We start from the raw sequence: 23501 nt of genomic DNA, 5'->3' as shown, positions 1-23501 counted from the left end.
CGGGCCGCTCCCGGAGCGGTCCGCAGGTCCAGCACCCAGCGGTCGTGGCGGACCCGGTCGAGGGTGTGCTCGTCGCTGCCGGGCGGCATGGGGCCGACCGTGTGGGTGAGCGGGTGCGCCTCGTCCGGGCCGGTGGCCCTGAACGAGCCCCGCCCGAAGGTGAGTCCGACGCTCGGGCACCCGCTGCCGCGCCGGTCCCCAGGACGGCGCCCTGCGTCCTGGGCAGGACCTGCGGGCCCTCCGGTCTCCGTGCACCGGAGCCGCCGCGATCGGTGAGGGTCGGGGACCGACGGCGGCTCCGGATTCCAGGCGTCCCGGGCTAGCGGTGGTCGCTGCCCTGGGACTGGACCGCGGCCCGGCCCGCCTCCAGGCGGGCCACCGGGATGCGGAACGGGGAGCAGGAGACGTAGTCGAGTCCGACCTCGTGGAAGAAGTGGACCGACTCCGGGTCACCGCCGTGCTCGCCGCAGACGCCGAGCTTGAGGTCGGGCCGGGTCTCGCGGCCGGCCTTGGCGGCCAGCTTCACCAGCGAGCCGACGCCGTCCTTGTCGATCGTCTCGAACGGGGAGACGCCGAAGATGCCCTTCTCCAGGTACGCGGTGAAGAAGCTCGCCTCCACGTCGTCCCGGGAGAAGCCCCACACCGTCTGGGTGAGGTCGTTGGTGCCGAAGGAGAAGAACTGCGCGGCCTCGGCGATCTGACCGGCGGTCAGCGCGGCGCGCGGCAGCTCGATCATCGTGCCGATGGACAGCTTCAGCTGCGCGCCGGAGGCCGCCTCGACCTCGGCGATGACCTGGTCGGCCTCCTCGCGGACGATCTCCAGCTCCTGGACCGTGCCCACGAGCGGGATCATGATCTCGGCACGCGGGTCGCCCTTGGCGGCCTTGCGCTCGGCCGCGGCCTCGGCGATGGCCCGGACCTGCATGGTGAACAGGCCGGGGATGACCAGCCCGAGGCGGACACCGCGCAGACCGAGCATCGGGTTCTGCTCGTGCAGCCGGTGCACGGCCTGGAGCAGGCGCAGTTCGTTCTCGTGCGGCTCCTGGCGGGACTCGGCCAGTGCCACGCGGACCGAGAGTTCCGTGATGTCGGGCAGGAACTCGTGCAGCGGCGGGTCGAGCAGGCGGATGGTGACCGGCAGGCCGTCCATGGACTCGAAGAGCTGGACGAAGTCCTGCTTCTGCAGCGGCAGCAGCTGCTTGAGGGACTCCTCGCGCTCGGCGTCGGTGTCGGCCAGGATCAGCCGCTCCACCAGCTCGCGCCGGTCACCGAGGAACATGTGCTCGGTGCGGCACAGGCCGATGCCCTGGGCGCCGAAGCGGCGGGCGCGCAGCGCGTCCTCGGCGTTGTCGGCGTTGGCGCGCACCCGCAGCCGGCGCTTGCGGTCGGCGAAGGCCATCATGCGGTGCACGGCCTCGACCAGTTCGTCGGCGTCGTCGGCGCCCGGGTGCATCCGGCCCTCGAAGTACTCCACGACCGGCGACGGCACGACCGGCACCTCGCCGAGGTAGACCTTGCCGGTGGAGCCGTCGATGGAGACGACGTCGCCCTCCTCGACGACGTGCCCGCCCGGCACGGTCATCCGGCGGCGCTTGGTGTCGACCTCCAGCTCCTCGGCGCCGCAGACACAGGTCTTGCCCATGCCGCGGGCGACGACGGCGGCGTGGGAGGTCTTGCCGCCGCGGGAGGTGAGGATGCCCTCGGCGGCGATCATGCCGTCCAGGTCGTCGGGGTTGGTCTCGCGGCGGATCAGGATGACCTTCTCGCCGGAGCGGGACCACTTGACGGCCGTGTAGGAGTCGAAGACGGCCTTGCCGACGGCGGCGCCGGGCGAGGCGGCGATGCCGCGTCCGACCTGCGCGACCTTGGCGCTCTCGTCGAAGCGCGGGAACATCAGCTGCGCGAGCTGGGCGCCGTTGACGCGGGTGAGCGCCTCGGCCTCGTCGATCAGGCCCTGGTCCACCAGCTGGGTCGCGATGCGGAAGGCGGCGCCCGCGGTGCGCTTGCCGACGCGGGTCTGCAGCATCCACAGCACCCCGCGCTCGATGGTGAACTCGATGTCGCAGAGGTCCCTGTAGTGGTTCTCCAGGGTCTCCATGATCTGCATGAGCTGGTCGTACGACTTCTTGTCGATGCGCTCCAGATCGGCGAGCGGCACGGTGTTGCGGATGCCGGCGACGACGTCCTCGCCCTGGGCGTTCTGCAGGTAGTCGCCGTAGACGCCCTGGTGGCCGGAGGCGGGGTCGCGGGTGAAGGCGACGCCGGTGCCGGAGTCGGGGCCGAGGTTGCCGAAGACCATGGAGCAGACGTTGACGGCCGTGCCCAGGTCGTGCGGGATGCGCTCCTGGCGGCGGTAGAGCTTGGCGCGGTCGGTGTTCCAGGAGTCGAAGACCGCGTGGATGGCGAGGTCCATCTGCTCGCGCGGGTCCTGCGGGAAGTCGCGGCCGGCCTCGGTCCTGACGATCTTCTTGAACTTGGTGACGAGCTTCTTGAGGTCGGCGGCCTCCAGCTCGGTGTCGACCGTGACCTTCTTGGCCGCCTTCGCCGCCTCCAGCGCGTCCTCGAAGAGTTCGCCGTCGACGCCGAGGACGGTCTTGCCGAACATCTGGATCAGGCGGCGGTAGGAGTCCCACGCGAACCGGTCGTCGCCGGCCTGCTGGGCGAGGCCCTGCACCGACTTGTCGGAGAGGCCGATGTTGAGGACGGTGTCCATCATGCCGGGCATGGAGAACTTGGCGCCCGAGCGCACCGAGACCAGCAGCGGGTCGTCGGCCTGGCCGAGCTTCTTGCCCATGCGCGCCTCGAGGGCGTCGAGGTGCGCGCTCACCTCGTCACGCAGTGCCGCGGGCTCCTCGCCGCTGTCGAGGTAGACCTTGCAGGCCTCGGTGGTGATCGTGAAGCCGGGAGGAACCGGGAGGCCCAGGTTCGTCATCTCGGCGAGGTTCGCGCCCTTGCCACCGAGGAGGTCCTTGAGGTCCTTGTTGCCCTCGGTGAAGTCGTAGACGAACTTCACGCCCTCAACGTTCTTACCGTGCTCAGCTACGTGGGGATCTTTGTTTTCCGACACGGGTCTCGACTCCTCGAGGACGCGGTGGCTGCCCTGACGGGCAGGAACATACCCAGATCAAAGGCGCCTGGGTACGTCCACTTGCGCGTCATACGCCTGTAACCACTCGTCCGCCAGCGGATCGAAAGTCAAGGCTGAGCAAGCGATCCCAGCCGCATGTTTTCACTTCCTGAACGCGAACCCTCCCCCGGAGCCCGCCGAGTGCTCATATGAGCAGTGTTACCGCACGCTTGATTTCGCTCGATGAACGATCAAAGGGTGGCACTGAGTGCCACCCTTTGGAGAAGTGCAGCCGCTCACGATCCGCTCATCTGAGCGCAACCCTTATCAGAGGTGGCGAGAATCACGCTGCCACAGCCGACCGGATTTCACCATGCGGACGCGACCCGGGGCCGAAACGGCGCCGTCACACGCCGAGCGCGCGCAGCCGCTCCTCGACCCGCTCGGGCGCGTAGAGGTGCTCCACGACCATCGCCCCCGCTCCCACCAGGCCCGCTCGCTCGCCCAGCCGTGAGGTCACCACGTCGAGGCGGGCCGTGGAACGGGGCAGGGCCCGCTGGTACAGCAGCTCGCGCACCCCCGTCAGGAAGGCGGTTCCGGCCAGATCTCCGGCGATCATCAGCACGCCGGGGTTCAGCAGGGTCACGACCGTGGCGAGGACGTCCCCGACGCGCCGCCCGGCCTCCCGGGCGAGCCCGACGGCATCCGGGTGCCCGGACGCCAGCAGGTCCCGCACGTCCGACCCGGAGGCGGCCGGCACCCCGGCCTCGGCCAGCCTCCGCGCCACCGCGCGGCCGCTGGCGACGGCGGCGAGACAGCCGTAGGAGCCGCACCGGCACAGCGCCCGGGCGCCCTCCGGCACCCGGATGTGCCCGATGTCTCCGGCGCCGCCGTCGATGCCCCGGAACACCGAGCCGTCGACCACGACCCCGGCGCCGATGCCGGTGGAGACCTTGACCAGGACGAAGGCGGAGCAGTCGGGGTAGCCGGTGCGCTGCTCGCCGTAGGCCATCAGGTTGGCGTCGTTGTCCACCAGCACGGGCACCGCGCCGGCGCCGGTGTGCTCGTCGAGCGCCCGGGCGAGCCGGGTCCTGATGTCGTAGCCGTCCCAGCCGGGCATGATCGGCGGCTGGACGACGCGGCCGGTCCCGATGTCGACCGGGCCGGGCACGGCCAGCCCGACCCCGCACACCGTCTCCGCCCCGCGCCCGGCCTTCACCAGCAACTCGGCGAACCAGCGTCCGAGTTCGCCCAGCACCGCGTCCGGGCCGTCCTCGACGGCCAGGATGCCCGAGTGCTCCGCGAGGATCTCGCCGCTCAGCGACAGCACGGCCGCCCGCGCGTGCCGGGTGTCGAGGTCGGCGGCCAGCACGACCGCGTGCTCGTCGTCGAACTCCAGCGTGATGGAGGGGCGTCCGCCCTGCGGGGAGTCCACCGTTCCGCCGGCGCCCTCGCGCAGCCAGCCCGCGCGGAAGAGCCGGTCCAGCCGCTGCCCGACGGTGGCCCGGGACAGGCCGGTCGCCTGTTGCAGGGCCCCCCGGGTCGTGGCGCGGCGACTGCGCACCAGCGCGAGCAGATCGCCGGCGCTCGCCGGGCCCGCGCCTCGTCCGCTTCTTCCGGCCTGTCCGGTCATGCACACCCCCTTGTGTTTCTCAACCTTGCCTTACATAGTGGGTTTTGCGTGTTAAGCAGACGTAACCACCCTGTCGCCGCTGCCGAACCGGGCGGCCGGACGTCTTCCGGAGAGCCCCGAGTGGACCGCACCGCCCGACGCGCCCCTCGTCCCGCGGGACGCACCGTCGCATACGACCCGTCAGATGCCCCGCCCTCCCTGCACGACAGGGCCGCCGCCGTGCTGGAGGCCGGCTGGACGGGGTCGTCCACGGTGCCCTCGCGCAGTCTGTATCCGCACCAGTGGTCGTGGGACTCGGCGTTCATCGCGATCGGCCTGCGGCACCTGTCGCCGGTACGGGCCCAGACGGAGCTGGAGACGCTGCTGGCGGCGCAGTGGGCCGACGGGCGGATCCCGCACATCGTCTTCAACCCCTCCGTGCCGCTCGACGCCTACTTCCCGAGCCCCGACTTCTGGCGCTCCTCCACCGCGGGGCGCGCGGCGGGCGCCCCGCGCACCGTACAGACCTCGGGGATCGTGCAGCCACCGGTGCACGCGCTGGCCGCGTGGCTGGTGCACCTGGCCGACCCCGGCCTGTCGCGGGCGCGCGGCTTCCTCACCCGGGTCGCCCCCCGGCTCGCGGCCTGGCACCGGTACCTGCTGCACCGGCGCGACCTGGGCGGCGCGGGCCTGGTGTCCGTGGTGCACCCCTGGGAACAGGGTATGGACAACAGCCCCTGCTGGGACCGCCCGCTGTCCCGGATCGCCCCCGCCCCGGCCCGCTCCTTCCGCCGCGCCGACCTCGACCACGGCTCGCCCGCGGACCGGCCGACGGACCTGGACTACGGGCGCTACGTGCGGCTGGCGGCCGACTACCGGGACCGCGGGTACGCCGACGAGCCGCGCGGGGCGGGAAGCGGCGGCCGATCCGGCGGCTTCGCCGTCGAGGACCCGGCGTTCAACGCCCTGCTGATCGCCTCCGAGTACGCCCTGGCCGGGATCGAGCGCGAACTGGGCGCGGACGGCCCGGCCCGCCCGGCGCGCGCGGAGCGGCTGACGGCGGCCCTGCTGGAGGGGCTGTGGGATCCGGCGGCGGGGATGTTCCTGTGCCGGGACGTGCGCACCGGGGAACCGATCCCCGAGCGCGGTGTCTCCGGGCTCGTCCCGCTGCTGCTGCCGGCCCTGCCGCGCGACCTCGCCGCCACCCTGGTCCGCACGGTCTGCGGTCCGCACTTCGGCCTCGGCGGCACGACCCGCCTGGTGCCCAGCTACGACCTGCTGGGCGAGGCCTTCGACCCGCACCGCTACTGGCGCGGCCCGGCCTGGTTCAACACCAACTGGCTGCTGGAGCGGGGGCTGCGCCTGCACGGCGAGCGCGGCCGTGCCGACGCCCTGCGCAGGGGGCTGCTGCGCACCGCCGGCGCCTCCGGCTTCGCGGAGTACGTCGACCCGTACACCGGACAGCCCTGCGGCGCCGCCGGCTTCGGCTGGACCGCCGCGCTCACGCTCGACCTGCTGCACGACCGGCCCGCGGGGCCCGCCGACCGGCGCGGCCTCACGGCAACCAAGGGAGGGGACCGGTGATGACGGACCGGCATCATCTGCTCGTGCACGGCCAGACGTTCGCCGCCGTGGGCGACCGCGGCGACATCAGCGGCTACCGGGGCGGCAGCGCCCCGGACGGCCTGTTCGTACGGGACGCGCGGCACCTGAGCCGGTGGCAGCTCACCGTCGACGGCGCCGTGCCGGAGACGCTGACACCGGTGGCCGACGGGTCCACCGCGGCCTGCGTCCTCGTGCCGCGCGGCGGGCGCGACGAGCCGCCCGGGTACACGCTCTTCCGTGAACAGGCCGTCGGGGACTCCTCGTTCGTGGAGTGCCTGCGCGTCACCAGCAACCGGCCGGTGCCGACGACGGTCCTGCTCGCGGTCACCGCCGACGCCGACTTCGCCGACCAGTTCGAGCTGCGCTCCGACCACCGCACCTACACGAAGACCGGCGCCGTCCGCTCCCGCCAGGTCCTCGGCCACGGCGTGGAGTTCGTCTACCGGCGCGGCGAGTGGCGGTCGGTGACGAGCGTGACCGCCGAACCGCGGCCGGACACCGTCGAGGAGACCGGCACCGGCGCCCGCCGCCTGGTGTGGACGCTGGACCTGGAACCGCACGGCACCGCCGAGCTGGTCCTGCGCGTCATGGCCCGTCCGCACGGCGAGAGGCGCGCCCTGCGCGTGCCCCGCTCCCCCGCCGCCGCCCGGCACCGGCTGCGGTGCGGGGAGAACGAGTTCGCGCAGGGCGTGGCCTTCCCCACCGGCTGGCCGCAGCTGGCCGCGGCCTGCGCCCGGGGCCTCGCCGACCTCGCCGCGCTCCAGGTCCCGGCGACCGGCCCGGACGGCGAGGAACTGCGCGTCCCGGCCGCCGGCGCCCCCTGGTTCCTCACCCTGCTGGGCCGCGACGCCCTGCTGACGTCCCTGTTCGCCCTGCCCTACCGGCCGCGGCTGGCCGCCGCCACGCTGCCCGCGCTCGCCGCCACCCAGGCCACCGGGCCGGCCGCCGACGAGATCGCCCAGCCCGGCAAGATCGTGCACGAGGTGCGCCACGGCGAACTGGCCCACTTCGGCCAGGTCCCCTACGGCCGCTACTACGGCTCGGTCGACGCCACGCCCCTGTTCCTCGTCCTGCTCGGCGCGTACACCGAGCACACCGGCGACACGGCCCTGGCCCGCCGCCTGGAGTCCCACGCCCGCGCCGCCGTCGGCTGGATGCTGGACCACGGCGGGCTCACCTCCCGCGGCTACCTCGTCTACCGCGCCGACCAGGGCGGCCTCGCCAACCAGAACTGGAAGGACTCCCCCGGCGCGATCTGCTCCGCCGAGGGCATCCGCCCGCACGGCCCGGTGACGGCCGCGGGCGCCCAGGGCTACGCCTACGACGCGCTGCGCCGCACGGCCGGGCTCGCGCGCACGGTCTGGCAGGACGCCACCTACGCCGATCTGCTGGAGCAGGCGGCCGGTGATCTGCGCGACCGCTTCCAGCGGGACTTCTGGATGCCGGAGCACTCCTTCCCGGCGCTCGCCCTCGACGGCCGCGGCGACCGGGTCGACGCGCTCGCCTCCGACGCCGGGCACCTGCTGTGGTCGGGGCTGCTGGACAAGGAGTACGGCGAGCAGGTCGGCCGGCGTCTGCTCGAACCGGACTTCTTCTCCGGCTGGGGCGTGCGCACGCTGGCCGCCGGGCAGCCGGCCTACCACCCGCTCTCCTACCACCGCGGCTCGGTCTGGCCGCACGACAACGCGCTGATCGCCCTGGGCCTGGCCCGCTACGGGCTGCACGACGAGGCCCGTGCCGTCGCGGGCGGCCTGGTCGACGCGGCCACAACGACCGGGAACCGGCTGCCGGAGGTCCTCGCGGGCTACGGCCGCGACACCCACCCGGAGCCGGTGCCGTACCCGCACGCGTGCGTCCGTGAATCCCGGTCGGCGGCGGCCCCGTTGGCGCTGCTCACGGCGGTCGGCGGCGTCTGAGCCCCGGTTGGCCCGGCGTTTGCCGGGTGTTTGCCGAGCCCTGGCCCACCGGGCTGAACACACCCGCGGACCGCCCCGTACGGAACTGCGGCGGACCCGTACCCCCATGCGGGTCCGCCCCACCACCGGGTTTCGCACGGGAAGGACCTCCGGGTGCCTGTCTTCACACGCTCCAGCGCGTCACCACAGCCGGGTGACCGCGTGTCAGAGGCCGAGAGCGAGAGGGAGGTCGAGGAGAGCGGGGGCACGGGGGAGAACGAGAGGGCGTCGGCGCGCGAGGCCTCCGCGCCGACGCCCGCCGGACGCCGCCTCGCCCACCTCCGCGGCTGGCGCACCCGGCACCCGGGCCCCGCTCGCGCCCTCCGCCAGGGCACCACCGTCCTCGGCGCGGCCCTGGTGCTGGGCGCGCTGCTGATGCCGGACACGCTGCCCGCCCTCACGGCGTACAGCTTCCTGAAGATCCCGGCGGAGGCGGTCGCGGGGGCCGTCGTGCTGCTGGCGCTGCCACGCCGGCCCCGGCTGGCCGCGGCGGTGCTGTACGGGCTGGGCCTCACCGTGCTGACGGCCCTGAACCTGCTCGACATGGGGTTCAACGAGTACCTGGGCCGGGGCTTCAACGCCGCGCTCGACTGGGACCTGCTGCCCGACGCCCAGGCGTACGTCGGGGACACACTGGGCTCCGGCGTCGCGACGGCCGCCGCCGTCGGAGCGGTCGTGCTGGTGCTGCTCGTCGCGGCCGTCATGGTCGCGGCGTGCGTCCGGCTGGCCGGCGTGCTGGCCCGCCACCGGGGCCGGGCGACGAAGGGGGCCCTGCTCGCCGGGACGGTCTGGGTCACCTGCTCCGCGCTCGGCCTCACCCTGTCCGGCGGGCCGATCGCCTCCGAGCGGGGCGCCGGTGCCCTGCGCGTGCACGCGCAGCGGACGGTGGAGTCCCTGCGCGACGAGGCCGCCTTCGCCAAGGAGGCCCGCGCGGACACCTTCGGCGCCACACCGCCCGACCAGCTGCTGACGGACCTGCGCGGCAAGGACGTCGTCTTCGCGTTCATCGAGAGCTACGGCCGCAGCGCCATCGAGGACCCGGTCATGGCGCCCGGCGTCGGCCGGACCCTGGACGCGAGCACCAGGGCCCTGGAGAAGGCGGGTTACGCCGCCCGCAGCGGCTGGCTGACCTCGGCGACCTACGGCGGCAGCAGCTGGCTCGGCCACTCCACGACCATGTCCGGCCTGTGGATCGACAACCAGCGGCGCTACCGCACGGTCACCGCGGGCGACCACCTCACCCTCACCAAGGCGTTCCGCAAGACCGGCGCCTGGGACACCGTCGGTGTCATGCCGGGCGTGCGGAAGGGCTGGCCGGAGGAGAAGTGGTACGGCCTCGACCGGGTCTACGACGCGTTCGACCTGGGCTACCGGGGGCCGAAGTTCAGCTGGTCGACGATGCCCGACCAGTACGCCCTGGAGGCGTTCCAGCGCCGGGTGCACGGGGTCGAGCGCGACAGGCCGCTGATGTCCTTCGTCATCCTGACCTCAAGCCACCAGCCCTGGGCGCCGATCCCGAAGACGGTCGGCTGGGACGAACTCGGCGACGGCTCCGTCTTCGACGCCATCCAGAAGTCCGGCAACGAGCCGGCGGACATCATCACGGACACCACCCGCTCCCGCGAGGAGTACGGCAAGTCGATCCAGTACTCGGTGACCAGCCTCACCCAGTGGCTCCAGCGCTACGGCACCGACGACACCGTCCTGGTCTTCCTCGGCGACCACCAGCCCATCGCCCGGGTCAGCGGCGTCCGCGCCTCCCGGGACGTGCCGGTGTCGATCGTCGCCAAGGACCCGAAGGTGCTGGACCGGATCGCCGGCTGGCACTGGACCGAGGGGCTGAGGCCCGGCCGGGACGCGCCGGTGTGGAGGATGAGCTCGTTCCGCGACCGGTTCCTGACGGCGTACGGCTCCACACCGCACCCCTCCACGGGCTGATCAGCCGCCGGAGGTGTCCAGTTCGGCGTCCTCGCCGATCCAGGCGCAGTCGTACGGGTCCTTGAGCCAGCCGTCCGGCAGCACCACCCGGTTGTTGCCGGACGTACGGCCGCGGGGCCCGTCGGCGCCGGCGGGCCAGGGCTGGTCGAGGTCCAGCTCGTCCAGGCCGGAGCGCAGCTCCTCCAGGGACGAGGTGACGGCGAGGCGCCGGCGCATCTCCGAGCCGACCGCGAAGCCCTTGAGGTACCAGGCGACGTGCTTGCGGAAGTCGATCACGCCCCGGGACTCGTCGCCGATCCACTCCCCGAGCAGGGTGGCGTGCCGGACCATGACCTCGGCGACCTCGCGCAGCGCGGGCCGGGCCATGTCCCCGGTGCGGCCCTCGAAGGCGGCGACCAGGTCCGCGAACAGCCACGGCCTCCCGAGGCAGCCGCGCCCGACGACCACCCCGTCGCAGCCGGTCTCGCGCACCATGCGCAGGGCGTCCTCGGCGGACCAGATGTCGCCGTTGCCGAGCACCGGGATCTCCGGGACGTGCTCCTTCAGCCGGGCGACGGCGTCCCAGTCGGCGGTGCCACCGTAGTGCTGGGCGGCGGTGCGGCCGTGCAGGGCGATGGCGGTGACGCCCTCCTCGACGGCGATGCGGCCGGCGTCGAGGTAGGTGATGTGGTCGTCGTCGATGCCCTTGCGCATCTTCATCGTCACGGGCAGGTCGCCGGCGCCGCTGACGGCCTCGCGCAGGATCGCCCGCAGCAGGTTCCGCTTGTACGGCAGCGCGGAGCCGCCGCCCTTGCGGGTGACCTTGGGCACGGGGCAGCCGAAGTTCAGGTCGATGTGGTCGGCGAGGTCCTCCTCCGCGATCATGCGGACGGCCTTGCCGACGGTGGCCGGGTCCACTCCGTACAGCTGGATGGACCGGGGCCGCTCACTCGCGTCGAAGTGAATGAGCTGCATGGTCTTCTCGTTGCGCTCGACCAGGGCCCTGGTGGTGATCATCTCGCTGACGAACAGCCCTTTGCCGCCGCTGAACTCCCTGCACAGGGTGCGGAAGGGCGCGTTGGTGATCCCGGCCATGGGGGCCAGGACGACGGGCGGGCGGACGGCGTGCGGACCGATCTGGAGGGGCGTGGGCATTCCCCCATTGTGCCGTGCACCGAGACGATCGACACCAGCAAGGTCAGCCGCTGGGACCGGCACGGCCGGGAGCACGTGGTCCGGGTGTGGCGCACGGGTGCGCAGCGCACGATCGGATGGGCACCTGCGGCTGGCACCGGGACGCCCAGTTCCTGCCCTGGCTGAAGGCGGAGGAACACCTGCTGGAGGCGCACCAGGCCACCGTGGACCCGAGGGCGGCCCGACCACTGCCGTCACCCCTCCCCGTCCGCCCCGCGGCGCCCTGCGCTCCCCCGGGTTCTTCGAGCAGAGGACCCCCACTCGCCGCACCGGGCGAGAGCCCGAGGACGCCCGTACGAGGACGTCCGCCCGGCACACCGGGAGCACGCGGCCGCCCTCAGGGCGACGGCGGGAGGGCGACGACAGAGCTAGGTACGCCGCAGTCCCCGCACCAGCAGGCCGACGAGGGCCTCGAGGTCGGCCTCGGCGTCCGGCTCCTCCCACTCCCTGGCGTGACAGGGGTCGTGGAAGCGGCCCGTGGCCTGGAAGAGGGCGCGGGCCGTCGCGCCGGGGTCGGTGGCGGCGAAGACGCCGGTGTCGACGCCCGCCTCGACGATCCCCGTCAGCTGGGACGTCAGGTCGGCGAGGTGCTCGCGCACCACCGTGCCGTTCTCGCCGGTGAGGACCGTGTACGTGGCGAACAGCTCCGGATCCTCGCCCGCCTTGCGGCGCTTGGCGGTGAACAGCGCGGCGAGCCAGTCCCGCAGACGGGCCTCCGGATCGCGGTCGGCGGCGGCGATCCCGGACAGCTCGCCGGACGTGCGGTCGAGCCAGCGCTTGGTGACCGCCTCGCGCAGCGCGGCCTTCGTCCGGAAGTGCCGGTAGACGCTGCCGTGGCTGACGCCGAGCGCACGGGCCACGTCCACCACGGTGGCCTTGGCCGGTCCGTGGCGGCGCAGCACGTCCTCGGTCGCCTCGAGGATGCGCTCGGCGGTCAGGGGCTCGCTGGTCGGTGCCATGCCCTGACCGTACCCGGAGCCCGGTTCAGCTCTCGAGGTGCGCCATCTGGGCCGCCGGATAGCGCTCGCCGGCGGCGGCACCGGCCGGTACGGCCTCCTCGACGGCGGCGAGGTCGGCCGCGTCGAGCGTGACGTCCAGCGCGCCGAGCGCCTCGGTGAGCCGGTCGCGGCGGCGGGCGCCGACCAGGGGCACGATGTCCTCTCCGCGGGAGAGCACCCAGGCGATGGCGATCTGCGCGACGCTGACGCCCTTCTGTTCGGCGATCTTCCGCAGGGCCTCGACGAGGGTCAGGTTGTGCCGGAGGTTCTCGCCCTGGAAGCGCGGCGACATCGCCCGGAAGTCGTTCGCGCCGAGCTGCCGGTCCGCGGTGAAGTGGCCGGAGATCAGGCCGCGGGAGAGGACGCCGTACGCCGTGACGCCGACGCCCAGCTCGCGCGCGGCCGGCAGGATCGCGTCCTCGATGCCGCGCGAGAGGAGGGAGTACTCGATCTGGAGGTCGGAGATCGGGGCGGTGGCGGCGGCCCGGCGGACGGTGTCGGCGCCGACCTCGCTGAGGCCGATGTGCCGTACATGGCCCTTCTCGACGAGCTCCGCGATCGCGCCGACCGTCTCCTCGACCGGCACGTCCGGGTCGAGCCGGGCGATGCGGTAGACGTCGATGTGGTCGACGCCGAGCCGCTGGAGGGAGTAGGCGGCGAAGTTCCGCACGGCGGCGGGCCGCCCGTCGTAGCCCAGCCAGCTGCCGTCCGGACCGCGCAGGGCGCCGAACTTCACGCTGACCAGGGCCTGTTCGCGGCGTGCGGCGGGGGCGGCGCGCAGGGCCTCGCCGATCAGCAGCTCGTTGTGGCCCATGCCGTAGAAGTCGCCGGTGTCCAGCAGGGTGACGCCGGCTTCGAGCGCCGCGTGGATCGTCGCGATGGACTCGGCCCGGTCCGTCTCGCCGTACAGCGCGGACATGCCCATGCAGCCGAGACCGAGGGCGGAGGCCTGGGGGCCGGTGGTTCCGAGGGAGCGGGTTCGCATCGTCATGGCACCCACCCTGCCCTAACGGATGACATATTTCAGCATCTGTCATTCAACACTTGTCATCAATCCTCGATCGAAGCCCCCGGCCAGCTAGCGCGCCGTGAACGCCAGCTTCGCCCCGAGCGCCACGAACGACCCCGCGAACCCCCGCCGCAGCCACGCCGTCACCCGCGGCCTGCCGATCACCCGGCTGCGCACCGACGCGGCCAGCACCCCGTACGCGGCGAACACGAGGAACGTGGCCAGCATGAACACCCCTCCCAGCCCCACCATCAGCGGCAGCGCGTGGGGCTCCCCCGGGCTCACGAACTGCGGCAGGAACGCGAAGAAGAAGATCGTCAGCTTGGGGTTGAGGATGTTGATCAGGATGCCCCGCACGATCACCTGCCGGGCCGGCACCGGCGCCGCGGGCGTGCGCTCCTCCACCACGAGCGCCTCCTTGTCCCGCACCGTCGCCCAGGCCATGTACAGCAGATAGGCCACCCCGGCGTACTTCAGGGCCTGGAAGGCGGTGGCGCTCGCGTGCAGCAGGGCCGCCACCCCGGTGACCGTGGCCAGCAGATGCGGCACGATCCCGAGCGTGCAGCCGACGGCCGCGACGACACCGGCCCGGCGCCCCCGGGACAGCGCGGCGGCGAGGGTGTAGACGACGCCGGTGCCCGGCGTCGCGACGACGACCAGGGTGGTCAGCAGGAAGGCGATGCTCATGCCCTCACCCTGGTCCCGCCCCGCTTCGGGTCACAGGACCAATCGCCACCGGCGCTAAAGGACCAATTCCCCGGCGGGCACCGCGGAACGCGACGGTGCCGGGCCCCGAGGGGGACCCGGCACCGTCGTGGGACGTGGAGCGGTCAGCAGCCGATCAGGCGGGAGGCCAGGTAGCCCTCGATCTGGTCGAGGGAGACGCGCTCCTGCTTCATGGTGTCGCGCTCGCGCACCGTCACCGCGTCGTCGTCCAGCGTGTCGAAGTCGACCGTGACGCAGAACGGCGTGCCGATCTCGTCCTGGCGGCGGTAGCGGCGGCCGATGGCGCCCGCGTCGTCGAACTCGATGTTCCAGTGCCGGCGCAGCGCCTGGGCGAGGCCCTTGGCCTTCGGGGACAGCTCCGGGTTGCGGGACAGCGGCAGCACCGCGACCTTCACCGGGGCGAGGCGGTGGTCGAGGCGCAGCACGGTGCGCTTCTCCATCTTGCCCTTGGCGTTGGGCGCCTCGTCCTCGATGTACGCGTCGAGCAGGAACGCCAGCATCGCGCGGCCGACACCGGCCGCGGGCTCGATGACGTACGGGGTCCAGCGCTCGCCGGCCTCCTGGTCGAAGTAGGTGAGGTCTTGGCCGGAGGCCTTGGAGTGGGCGCCGAGGTCGTAGTCGGTGCGGTTGGCCACGCCCTCCAGCTCACCCCACTCGCTGCCGCCGAACTGGAAGCGGTACTCGATGTCGGCGGTGCGCTTGGAGTAGTGGGAGAGCTTCTCCTTGGGGTGCTCGTACCACCGCATGTTCTCCTCGCGGAGCCCCAGGCCGGTGTACCAGTTCCAGCGCTGCTCCATCCAGTACTCCTGCCACCTCTCGTCCTCGCCCGGCTTGACGAAGAACTCCATCTCCATCTGCTCGAACTCGCGGGTGCGGAAGATGAAGTTGCCGGGCGTGATCTCGTTGCGGAAGGACTTGCCCATCTGGGCGATGCCGAACGGCGGCTTGCGGCGCGAAGTGGTCTGCACCTGGGAGAAGTTGGTGAAGATGCCCTGCGCGGTCTCGGGGCGCAGGTAGGCGATCGAACCGGAGTCCTGCGTCGGGCCGAGGTGGGTGGACAGCAGGCCCGAGAACTGCTTGGGCTCGGTGAACTGGCCCTTGTTTCCGCAGTTGGGGCAGTTGACGTCGGCCAGGCCGTTCTCCGGCAGGCGGTGGTGCTTGGCCTCGTAGGCCTCCTCCAGGTGGTCCGCGCGGAACCGCTTGTGGCAGGAGGTGCACTCGGTCAGCGGGTCCGTGAAGGTGGCGACGTGACCGGAGGCGACCCATACCTCGGGGGCCAGGATCACGGACGAGTCGATACCCACGACGTCCTCGCGCGACGTCACCATGTAGCGCCACCACTGGCGCTTGAGGTTCTCCTTGAGCTCGACACCGAGCGGGCCGTAGTCCCAAGCGGCGCGCTGGCCGCCGTAGATCTCACTACAGGGGAATACGAAGCCACGGCGCTTGCTCAGGCTGACGATGGTGTCGATCTTGTCGGCGGCCACGGTGCTCTCTTCATTACGACGACGAATACTGACGGGTGGCGCGGAGCGCCTCGATGAGGGGTGGTGGTCGGGAGACGGGCGGGCGGAGCGAGATGCTTCCAGCGAATGCCTCAGATTACCGGCGGGGGCGCCCCCTCAATCAAATCGCTCCCCGTTCAACGACCGCCCGACCCCGCCGAACCCCAGTTCAGGCCGTTTGTTGACAACGGTTTCCATATTAGTTGAAAATGAGTGTCATGAACGTACGACGACGCCTCATACCCGCCGCCCTGGCCTCCGCTCTCGGCCTCGGCGCCCTCACCGCCTGCTCCAGCGACAGCGCGGCGACGGGCAACACGGACAAGTTCGACGTCGTCGCCTCCTTCTACCCGATGGCGTTCCTCGCCGAGCAGATCGGCGGCGACCACGTGAACGTCACCAGCCTGACCGAACCCGGCCAGGAGCCCCACGACCTGGAGATCAGCACCCAGCAGCGGGCCCGGCTGGAGGAGGCCGACGCGGCGCTCTTCCTCAAGGGGCTGCAGCCCGCCGTCGACGAGGCCGTCGCGCAGACCGGCATCGAGACGAAGATCGACGCGGCCGGCCTGACCCGCCTGGAGGACCACGGCACCGGTGGCCACACCCACGAGGGCGAGGAGGGCCACGCCGAGGAGGAGCACGCCGACGAGGAGGAGCACGCCCGCGACCCGCACGTGTGGCTCGACCCGGTGAAGTACGCCGAGATCGCCCGCGGCGTCGGCAAGGCCTTCGAGAAGGCCGACCCGGACCACGCGGCCGACTACGAGAAGAACACCGCGGCCCTGGTGAAGAAGCTGAACGCCCTCGACGGCGACTTCGAGAACGGCCTGAAGAACACGAAGAGCAAGGTCTTCTTCACCAACCACGCCGCCTTCGGCTACCTCGCCGAGCGCTACGGCCTCACCCAGGAGGCCATCTCCGGCATGGACCCCGAGAGCGAGCCCAGCGCCGCCCGGGTCAAGGAGCTCCAGCAGGAGGCCAGGGCCGACGGCGTCACCACCGTGTTCTACGAGACACTGGTGTCCGACAAGACCGCGAAGACCCTCGCCCGGGACGCGAACCTGAAGACGGACGTCCTCGACCCGCTCGAGGGCATCACCGACAAGTCCCGTGGTGACGACTACTTCCAGGTCATGGAGTCCAACCTCAAGGCCCTGCGGACGGCCCTGGGAGCCAAGTGACCGACCCATCGGAGGACGGCATGAGCGAGCCCGTCGTATCCCTGCGCGGCGTCCGCGCGGACCTGGGATCCCGCCCCGTCCTGCGCGGCATCGACCTCACCGTGCGCCGCGGCGAGGTCGTCGCGCTGCTCGGCGCGAACGGCTCGGGCAAGTCGACGGCCGTGCGCACCGTCATCGGCCAGGTGCAGACCGGCGCCGGCGAGATCCGGCTGTTCGGCACGGACCGCAGGCGGTTCCGCGACTGGCACCGCGTGGGCTACGTCCCGCAGCGCACCACGGCCGCGTCGGGCGTGCCCGCCACGGTGACCGAGGTGGTCTCCTCGGGCCGGCTGTCGCGGACCCGCTTCGGCGTGCTACGCAAGGCCGACCACGCGGCCGTGCGGACCGCGCTGGAGCTCGTCGGCATGGCGGACCGGGCCAAGGACCCGGTCGACGCCCTGTCCGGCGGCCAGCACCAGCGCGTGCTGATCGCCCGCGCCCTGGCCTCCGAGCCGGAGCTGCTGATCATGGACGAGCCGATGGCGGGCGTGGACCTGGCCAGCCAGGAGGTGCTCGCGCACACGCTGCGCGAACAGGTCTCCCGGGGCACGACCGTGCTGCTGGTACTGCACGAACTGGGCCCCCTGGAGCCCCTGATCGACCGGGCGGTGGTGCTGCGCGACGGCTGCGTCGTCCACGACGGCCCGCCCCCGAAGGCGGTCGGGCAGCACGCCCTGCCCGGCCACGACCACGTGCACCCGCACGCACCCGCGGGCGCCGAACCGATGCGCACGGGACTGCTGAGCTGATGGACTTCCTCGACTACGCCTTCATGCAGCGGGCGCTGCTCGCCGCCGTCCTCGTCGGCATCACCGCTCCGGCCGTCGGCATCTACCTGGTGCAGCGCCGCCAGGCCCTGATGGGCGACGGCATCGGCCACGTGGCGATGACCGGCGTCGGCCTCGGTTTCCTGCTGACCTGGTCCCCGGTGTGGATGGCGACCCTGGTCTCCGTGCTCGGCGCGGTCCTCATGGAGCTGATCCGCTGGTACGGCAGGACCCGCGGCGACATCGCCCTCGCGATGCTGTTCTACGGCGGCATGGCCGGCGGTGTGATGTTCATCAACCTCGCGCCGACGGGCTCCAACGCCAACCTGACGTCGTACCTGTTCGGCTCGCTGTCGACGGTGTCCGACGCGGACGTCACGGCGATCTGCGTCCTGGCCGCCTTCGTCGTGCTGGTCACCCTCGGCCTGCGCCGGCAGCTGTTCGCGGTCAGCCAGGACGAGGAGTTCGCCCGGGTCACGGGCCTGCCGGTGCGCGCCCTGAACCTGCTGACGGCGATCACCGCGGCCGTCACCGTCACGGTGGCGATGCGCGTGGTGGGGCTGCTGCTGGTGAGCGCGCTGATGGTGGTGCCCGTCGCCGCCGCGCAGCAGATCGGGCGCAGCTTCGCCGCGACCTTCGCGATCGCCGTGGCCATCGGCGTGAGCGTGACGATCGGCGGCACCGTCACCTCGTACTACCAGGACGTGCCGCCCGGGGCGACGATCGTGCTGCTGACCATCGGCGCGTTCATCGTGCTGACGGCGCTCGCGACCCCGCTGGCCCGCCGCCGCGCCCGCGCGCAGGCGGCTTCGCGGGACGCCGCCGACCCCTCCGGGTGCACGATTCCGGGCAGCCGGGGGGCGGCCGACGAAGTCGGCGTCTGACCGGCCCCGCCCCGGGCTGGCACAATGGCCCGGGCAAGGCAGACGTGAGGAGGCAACGGTGACGACCGCTGGACCGTCCGTGAAGGGCCGCGCCACCAGGCAGCGTGCCGCCGTGGCGGCGGCCCTGCAGGAGGTCGACGAGTTCCGCAGCGCGCAGGAACTGCACGACATGCTCAAGCACAAGGGCGACTCGGTCGGGCTCACCACGGTCTACCGCACCCTGCAGTCCCTCGCCGACGCCGGTGAGGTCGACGTCCTGCGCACCGCCGACGGCGAGTCCGTCTACCGCCGCTGCTCCACCGACGACCATCACCACCACCTCGTCTGCCGGAGCTGCGGCAAGGCCGTGGAGGTCGAGGGCCCGGCCGTGGAGAAGTGGGCCGAGGCCATCGCCGCCGAGCACGGCTACGTCAACGTGGCCCACACGGTGGAGATCTTCGGGACGTGCGCGGACTGCGCGGGGGCCTCCGGCAACTGAGCGGTCCCTCTCCTCGCCGTGGGGGTGAGGATGCGCGGGCTGCTGCGGGTGGGGGGTGGCTGGTCGCGCAGTTCCCCGCGCCCCTGGGGTGGGGGGAACTGCGACACCGTTGCCCGTTACTGCTGTCTGCCCTCCATCGCCAGGAGTTCCTCGTTGGGGATGGCCCCGCCGAAGCGGCGGTCGCGGGAGGCGAACTCCAGGCACGCCCGCCACAGGTCGCGCCGGTCGAAGTCCGGCCACAGCACGTCCTGGAAGACCATCTCGGCGTAGGCGCTCTGCCAGAGCAGGTAGTTGGAGGTGCGCTGCTCGCCGCTCGGCCGCAGGAACAGGTCCACGTCCGGCATGTCCGGGTAGTACATGTACTTGGCGAAGGTCTTCTCGTTGACCTTGGACGGGTCGAGCCTGCCGCTCCTCACGTCCTGCGCGAGCGCCTGCGCGGCGTCGGCGATCTCGGCCCGGCCGCCGTAGTTCATGCAGAAGTACAGGGTCAGGCGGTCGTTGCCCTTGGTCTGCTCCTGGGCGATCTGCAGTTCCTTGGCGACCGACCGCCACAGCTTCGGCATCCGCCCGACCCAGCGCACCCGGATGCCCAGCTCGTCCAGCTGGTCCCGGGTCCTGCGGATGAAGTCGCGGTTGAAGTTCATCAGGAAACGCACCTCGTCCGGCGACCGCTTCCAGTTCTCGGTGGAGAAGGCGTACAGGGAGATGGCTCCGACGCCCATCTCGATCGCGCCCTGCAGCACGTCCAGCACGCGTTCGGCGCCGACCTTGTGCCCCTCGGTGCGCGGCAGCCCCCGGTCCTTGGCCCAGCGCCCGTTGCCGTCCATGACGATCGCCACATGCCGCGGGACGAGCTCGCCCGGGAGCTTCGGCGGCCGCGCGCCGGACGGGTGCGGCTCCGGCGTCCTGTACTCCCGGCGCTGGCGCCCCAGGATCCCGCGTACGGCCATGTGTGTCTCGTCTCCTCGTGCTCGCTTGCTTCTACGCTGCTCTACTTCTCGACGTAGCGCAGGGAGCGCAGGCCGCGCTCCATGTGCCAGTGCAGATACGCGGACACCAGCCCGCTGCCCTCCCGGACGTACCGCGCCTCGCAGGCGTCCGCGGTCTCCCAGTCTCCCGTAAGGAGCGCACCGAGGAGTTCCAGGGCCTGGGGTGAGGGTACGACGCTGCCGGGCACCCGGCAGTCCACGCAGACGGATCCGCCCGAGGCGACCGAGAAGAAGCGGTTGGGTCCGGGCATGCCGCACTTGGCGCAGTCGGTGAAGCTCGGGGCGTAGCCGTTGACTGCGAGGGACCGGAGCAGGAAGGCGTCGAGCACGAGGTGCGGGGCGTGCTCGCCCCGGGCGAGGGTGCGCAGGGCGCCGACGAGCAGCAGGTACTGCTGCACGGCCGGCTCCCCCTCGTGGTCGGTGAACCGCTCGGCGGTCTCGAGCATCGCGGTGCCGGCCGTGTACCGCGCGTAGTCGCTCACGATGCCGCCGCCGTACGGTGCGATGGTCTCGCTCTGGGTGCACAGCGGCAGGCCGCGCCCGACGAGCTCGCTGCCCTTGGCGAAGAACTGCACGTCGACGTGGGAGAACGGTTCGAGGCGCGCACCGAACTTCGACTTGGTCCGGCGCACGCCCCGGGCCACCGCCCGGACCCGGCCGTGACCGCGCGTGAGCAGCGTGATGATCCGGTCCGCCTCACCCAGCTTCTGGGTGCGCAGCACGATGCCGTCGTCGCGGAACAGACTCATGGGGCCATTCTCGCAGGGTCACCGCGTCAGGGGAGCTCGCCCCTGCCGCGCGCATCGGCGTACGCCGTGGCCGCCCGCAGCCGCTCGGCCGGGGTGGCCTGCCGGACGGCGCCGGGCTCGGCGTCCCACTCCCTGCCGCCCCCGTACGGCCTCAGCTGGACGTAGGGCCCCTCGTGTCCCATGACGATCCCGAGGCGTCCACTGCGGGTGTCCACGACGTGCGCGCCGACCGGCGGCTTCACCGCCTCGCCCCCCGACGTCGTCCGGCCCCTTCCGGCATCGGCGATCTCCGCCCCTGATTCCTGCACCGCGTCCTCCGCTCTCTCCGGCGCGGAGCGCCGGGTGTCGTGCCTCCACCGTGCTCCCCTCCCGCACGCGGTTTCACTCCACGCGTCGGGGTGGTGACGCTCCGCGTCTGAGGGCGGGGGAACCACAGCTGTACAACTGCGGCCCGGCGGGGAGGGGTTCGGCGGCGACCGGCCGAAATCCGCTGGTCCATCGGCGGTACACGGAGGGTGGGCACCTGCACGGTGCGGAAGGTCAGGCCCCGGCGAAGCGGGCGACCCAGCGGCGCTGCCAGGGCGTCTCCACCGCGCGCCGGTCGTCGCGCGCACGGACGTACGCCACGGCCTGCCCGGGCGGGACGCCGTCCAGGACCGCCAGGCAGGCCAGGGCGGTGCCCGTACGGCCCCGGCCGCTCCAGCAGGCGATCTCCACCCGTTCGCCGGCGGCCCGTTCCCACGCCCGGGTCAGCAGCGCGCGGGCCGCCTCCCGGTCCACTGGGAGGCGGAAGTCGGGCCAGCGGATCCAGGCGGACTCCCAGGGGACCCCGAGGGGTGTGCGGCCCAGCAGGTAGAGGCCGTGGGCCGGGCGCGGCGGCGTCCAGGGGGTGGCGCAGGCCCCGGCCCCGGACCAGGCGGCCGGACGGCAGTCGCAGGACGCCGGTGTCACTCTCGTTCCACAGATCGCTCACCCGCCTCGTCATGCTCCGCGTCCCCCGAGCGCGACTGACGAACCGTCACCCTGCGTCAGGCCGGGCGCCGTCGGCCCGTTCTCCGGTGGACGCGCCATTCGTGCGCGATCCCTTGACCGCCTCCCGGCCCCCTCCTATGGTCGCGCTGACCGCAGGACGTAGGACGTCCCACCTCCGGAGCCGTCCCCCTCTCCCCAGACCTCCCCAGACCTTCCGCTGGAGGACCCGTGCGCGACGTGACCCCCGACGTGCCGGCGCCGCACCGCCGGTCGTTCCTGAAGTACACCGGCGCGCTGGGCGCGGCCGCCGCCGTCTCCGCGTCGCTGCCGGCCTGTTCGGCCGGGCCCGAGTCCACCGACGACACCGGTTCGGGCGGCGGGGACCGGACGCTCACCGCGGTGATCGGCTACGGCAACGACGGCAGCTGGGACCCGACCCAGACGGCGTCCGCGTTCTGCATGGCCGCCAACCACCACATCTACGAGGGCCTGCTGGACACGGACCCCATCTCCCGGGAGCCGTACGCGGCCCTGGCGACCGAGGTGCCGAAGGACCCGGACAGCACCTCGTGGCGGTTCACGCTGCGGACCGGCGCGACCTTCCACGACGGCGAGCCGGTGACCGCCGACGACGTCGTGTTCGTCTTCCAGCGGATCCTCGACCCGGACACCCAGACCCTCGCCAAGGGCTTCTTCGCGAGCTGGCTGGAGGAGGTCCGGAAGATCGACGCGCGGTCCGTGGAGCTGGTGCTCAAGTTCCCTTTCCCCGAGGGGCTTTCGCGGCTGACGCTCGCCAAGGTCATGCCCCGGCACGTGTTCTCCCGGCCGGGCGCCTGGGAGGACGCCGTCAGGGGCAAGGCGATCGGCTCGGGCCCGTACCGGCAGACCGCGCACCACCCGAAGTCGAACACGGCCTTCGAGGCCTTCGACGGCTACAACGGCCCCCGCAAGCCGGCGTTCCGAAGGATGAACTGGCTGACGATCGTGGACGCGGCGCCCCGGGTCGCGAAGATCTCCGGGGCGAGCGCGGGCGCGCAGATCGCCGACAACATCCCGTACGCCGCGATCGGCCGGCTGGAGGACGGCGGGCTGACGGTGGCCGGCGCGGCCGGGATGAACAACCTGTTCCTGATGTTCAACACGCGGCACAAGCCGTTCGACGACGTGCGCGTGCGCCAGGCCCTGCACTACGCCATCGACACCGGGAAGATGGTGGAGGTCGCCCTCAAGGGCCACGGCAGGCCGTCCAGTTCCTTCCTGGACGAGGCCAACCCGTCCTACCGCCGGGCGAAGACCGTCTACGACCACGACCCCGAGCGGGCGAGGGCGCTGCTGGAGGAGGCCGGGGTCAGGGAGCTGAGCGTCGAACTCCTGGCCGTGAACGTCAGCTGGATCGCGGACTGCCTGCCGACCGTCAAGGCCTCCTGGGACGCGATCGGGGTGCGCACGACCCTGGCCCCGCAGGAGACCACCGCCGTCTTCACGAAGCTGGACCAGAAGCGGGACTACCAGGTGGTCGCCGCCGCCTCGAACCCCAACCAGTTCGGCCTCGACGCCGACCTGATCATGCACTACAACTACGGGCCCGGGAACCTCTGGATGCAGTACACGCGCTGGGCCGCCGACCCCGTCGCCCGGCGGCTCTTCAAGGACATGGACCGGGCCACCCGGGAACCCGACCCGGCGCGGAAGCGGGCGATGGTCCAGGACTACATCGACGTCGTCGCCGAGCAGGCCGTGCTCTACCCGGTCGTCCACAACGAGCTGATGACGGCCTGGGACCCGGAACGGCTCGGCGGCATCAGGGCGCAGCCCTACCCGGGCATCAACCTGCTCCGGGCCACGTGGGCCTGA

Annotated in this window: 18 protein-coding genes and 3 pseudogenes; 9 read left to right on the top strand and 12 right to left on the bottom strand. The window is 72.4% G+C overall.

Features of this window, described 5'->3' with window-relative positions:
- Positions 1 to 26 precede the first annotated feature (26 nt).
- The 3 genes and pseudogenes from ACFW6P_RS00355 to ACFW6P_RS00345 all read right to left on the bottom strand — a co-directional run.
- Positions 27 to 401 (bottom strand): annotated as a pseudogene (locus tag ACFW6P_RS00355) (hypothetical protein); the annotation flags it as partial.
- Complete coding sequence (ppdK, locus tag ACFW6P_RS00350) at positions 320 to 3067, bottom strand: pyruvate, phosphate dikinase (RefSeq protein ID WP_386350122.1); 2748 nt, start codon at positions 3065 to 3067, stop codon at positions 320 to 322. The gene ppdK and the pseudogene ACFW6P_RS00355, both read right to left, overlap by 82 nt.
- A gap of 406 nt (positions 3068 to 3473) precedes the next feature.
- Positions 3474 to 4700 (bottom strand): ROK family protein, encoded by a 1227-nt coding sequence (locus ACFW6P_RS00345; protein WP_386350120.1) that lies wholly within the window; start codon positions 4698 to 4700, stop codon positions 3474 to 3476.
- A 120-nt stretch (positions 4701 to 4820) separates the two neighbouring features.
- Between ACFW6P_RS00345 and ACFW6P_RS00340 the strand changes: the two genes are divergently transcribed.
- From ACFW6P_RS00340 to ACFW6P_RS00330, 3 genes are all read left to right on the top strand, one after another.
- A complete protein-coding gene (locus tag ACFW6P_RS00340) occupies positions 4821 to 6263 on the top strand; it encodes a hypothetical protein (protein WP_386350116.1) in 1443 nt (480 codons plus the stop codon).
- Positions 6263 to 8200: a glycogen debranching N-terminal domain-containing protein gene (locus ACFW6P_RS00335; protein WP_386350113.1), complete on the top strand. Its 1938-nt coding sequence runs from the start codon at positions 6263 to 6265 to the stop codon at positions 8198 to 8200. Before ACFW6P_RS00340 ends, ACFW6P_RS00335 begins: the two co-directional genes overlap by 1 nt.
- Positions 8201 to 8401: 201 nt before the next feature.
- A complete protein-coding gene (locus ACFW6P_RS00330; protein WP_386350110.1) occupies positions 8402 to 10177 on the top strand; it encodes a CDP-alcohol phosphatidyltransferase in 1776 nt (591 codons plus the stop codon).
- On the opposite strand, the gene dusB is transcribed toward ACFW6P_RS00330, so the two are convergent.
- Complete coding sequence (gene dusB, locus ACFW6P_RS00325; RefSeq protein WP_386350107.1) at positions 10178 to 11311, bottom strand: tRNA dihydrouridine synthase DusB; 1134 nt, start codon at positions 11309 to 11311, stop codon at positions 10178 to 10180. It lies immediately after the preceding gene.
- Between the two features lie 27 nt (positions 11312 to 11338).
- On the opposite strand from dusB, the pseudogene ACFW6P_RS00320 reads away from it, so the two are divergent.
- Positions 11339 to 11532: pseudogene (locus tag ACFW6P_RS00320) on the top strand (hypothetical protein); the annotation flags it as partial.
- A 186-nt stretch (positions 11533 to 11718) separates the two neighbouring features.
- Here ACFW6P_RS00320 and ACFW6P_RS00315 read toward each other — a convergent pair.
- From ACFW6P_RS00315 to ACFW6P_RS00300, 4 genes are all read right to left on the bottom strand, one after another.
- Positions 11719 to 12309 (bottom strand): TetR family transcriptional regulator, encoded by a 591-nt coding sequence (locus tag ACFW6P_RS00315; RefSeq protein WP_386350104.1) that lies wholly within the window; start codon positions 12307 to 12309, stop codon positions 11719 to 11721.
- Positions 12310 to 12334: 25 nt separating this feature from the next.
- The gene (locus ACFW6P_RS00310) at positions 12335 to 13339 is read right to left on the bottom strand and encodes an aldo/keto reductase (protein ID WP_386350101.1); all 1005 of its coding nucleotides are present in this window, start codon (positions 13337 to 13339) and stop codon (positions 12335 to 12337) included.
- 87 nt (positions 13340 to 13426) lie between these two features.
- Positions 13427 to 14044 (bottom strand): LysE family translocator, encoded by a 618-nt coding sequence (locus ACFW6P_RS00305; RefSeq protein ID WP_386350098.1) that lies wholly within the window; start codon positions 14042 to 14044, stop codon positions 13427 to 13429.
- Positions 14045 to 14187: 143 nt separating this feature from the next.
- A complete protein-coding gene (locus ACFW6P_RS00300; protein WP_386350096.1) occupies positions 14188 to 15570 on the bottom strand; it encodes a glycine--tRNA ligase in 1383 nt (460 codons plus the stop codon).
- A 236-nt stretch (positions 15571 to 15806) separates the two neighbouring features.
- On the opposite strand from ACFW6P_RS00300, the gene ACFW6P_RS00295 reads away from it, so the two are divergent.
- The 4 genes from ACFW6P_RS00295 to ACFW6P_RS00280 are packed head-to-tail and all read left to right on the top strand — an operon-like array spanning position 15807 to position 18937.
- Entirely contained in the window at positions 15807 to 16769 is a 963-nt protein-coding gene (locus ACFW6P_RS00295; protein ID WP_386350093.1) for a metal ABC transporter substrate-binding protein, read from the top strand.
- Between the two features lie 20 nt (positions 16770 to 16789).
- Positions 16790 to 17557 (top strand): metal ABC transporter ATP-binding protein, encoded by a 768-nt coding sequence (locus ACFW6P_RS00290; protein WP_386350090.1) that lies wholly within the window; start codon positions 16790 to 16792, stop codon positions 17555 to 17557.
- Positions 17557 to 18459 (top strand): metal ABC transporter permease, encoded by a 903-nt coding sequence (locus ACFW6P_RS00285; protein ID WP_386350087.1) that lies wholly within the window; start codon positions 17557 to 17559, stop codon positions 18457 to 18459. The genes ACFW6P_RS00290 and ACFW6P_RS00285 overlap by 1 nt, the downstream gene beginning before the upstream one ends.
- A 58-nt stretch (positions 18460 to 18517) precedes the next feature.
- A complete protein-coding gene (locus ACFW6P_RS00280) occupies positions 18518 to 18937 on the top strand; it encodes a Fur family transcriptional regulator (RefSeq protein WP_386350085.1) in 420 nt (139 codons plus the stop codon).
- A 116-nt stretch (positions 18938 to 19053) separates the two neighbouring features.
- On the opposite strand, the gene ACFW6P_RS00275 is transcribed toward ACFW6P_RS00280, so the two are convergent.
- From ACFW6P_RS00275 to ACFW6P_RS00260, 4 genes and pseudogenes are all read right to left on the bottom strand, one after another.
- Positions 19054 to 19887 (bottom strand): isoprenyl transferase, encoded by an 834-nt coding sequence (locus ACFW6P_RS00275; protein WP_386422435.1) that lies wholly within the window; start codon positions 19885 to 19887, stop codon positions 19054 to 19056.
- 41 nt (positions 19888 to 19928) lie between these two features.
- The gene (gene recO, locus ACFW6P_RS00270; protein ID WP_386422432.1) at positions 19929 to 20675 is read right to left on the bottom strand and encodes a DNA repair protein RecO; all 747 of its coding nucleotides are present in this window, start codon (positions 20673 to 20675) and stop codon (positions 19929 to 19931) included.
- Positions 20676 to 20701: 26 nt separating this feature from the next.
- Positions 20702 to 20917 carry a hypothetical protein gene (locus ACFW6P_RS00265; RefSeq protein ID WP_386350350.1) on the bottom strand — a complete coding sequence of 72 codons (216 nt, stop codon included), beginning with the start codon at positions 20915 to 20917 and terminating at the stop codon, positions 20702 to 20704.
- 298 nt (positions 20918 to 21215) lie between these two features.
- Positions 21216 to 21660, bottom strand: a pseudogene (locus ACFW6P_RS00260) (protein phosphatase).
- 215 nt (positions 21661 to 21875) lie between these two features.
- Between ACFW6P_RS00260 and ACFW6P_RS00255 the strand changes: the two are divergent.
- The gene (locus ACFW6P_RS00255) at positions 21876 to 23501 is read left to right on the top strand and encodes an ABC transporter substrate-binding protein (protein ID WP_386350074.1); all 1626 of its coding nucleotides are present in this window, start codon (positions 21876 to 21878) and stop codon (positions 23499 to 23501) included.

Source organism: Streptomyces sp. NPDC058741 (genome assembly GCF_042746715.1).
Classification (GTDB): Bacteria; Actinomycetota; Actinomycetes; order Streptomycetales; family Streptomycetaceae; genus Streptomyces.
This window is presented reverse-complemented; position numbering and strand designations above follow the sequence as displayed.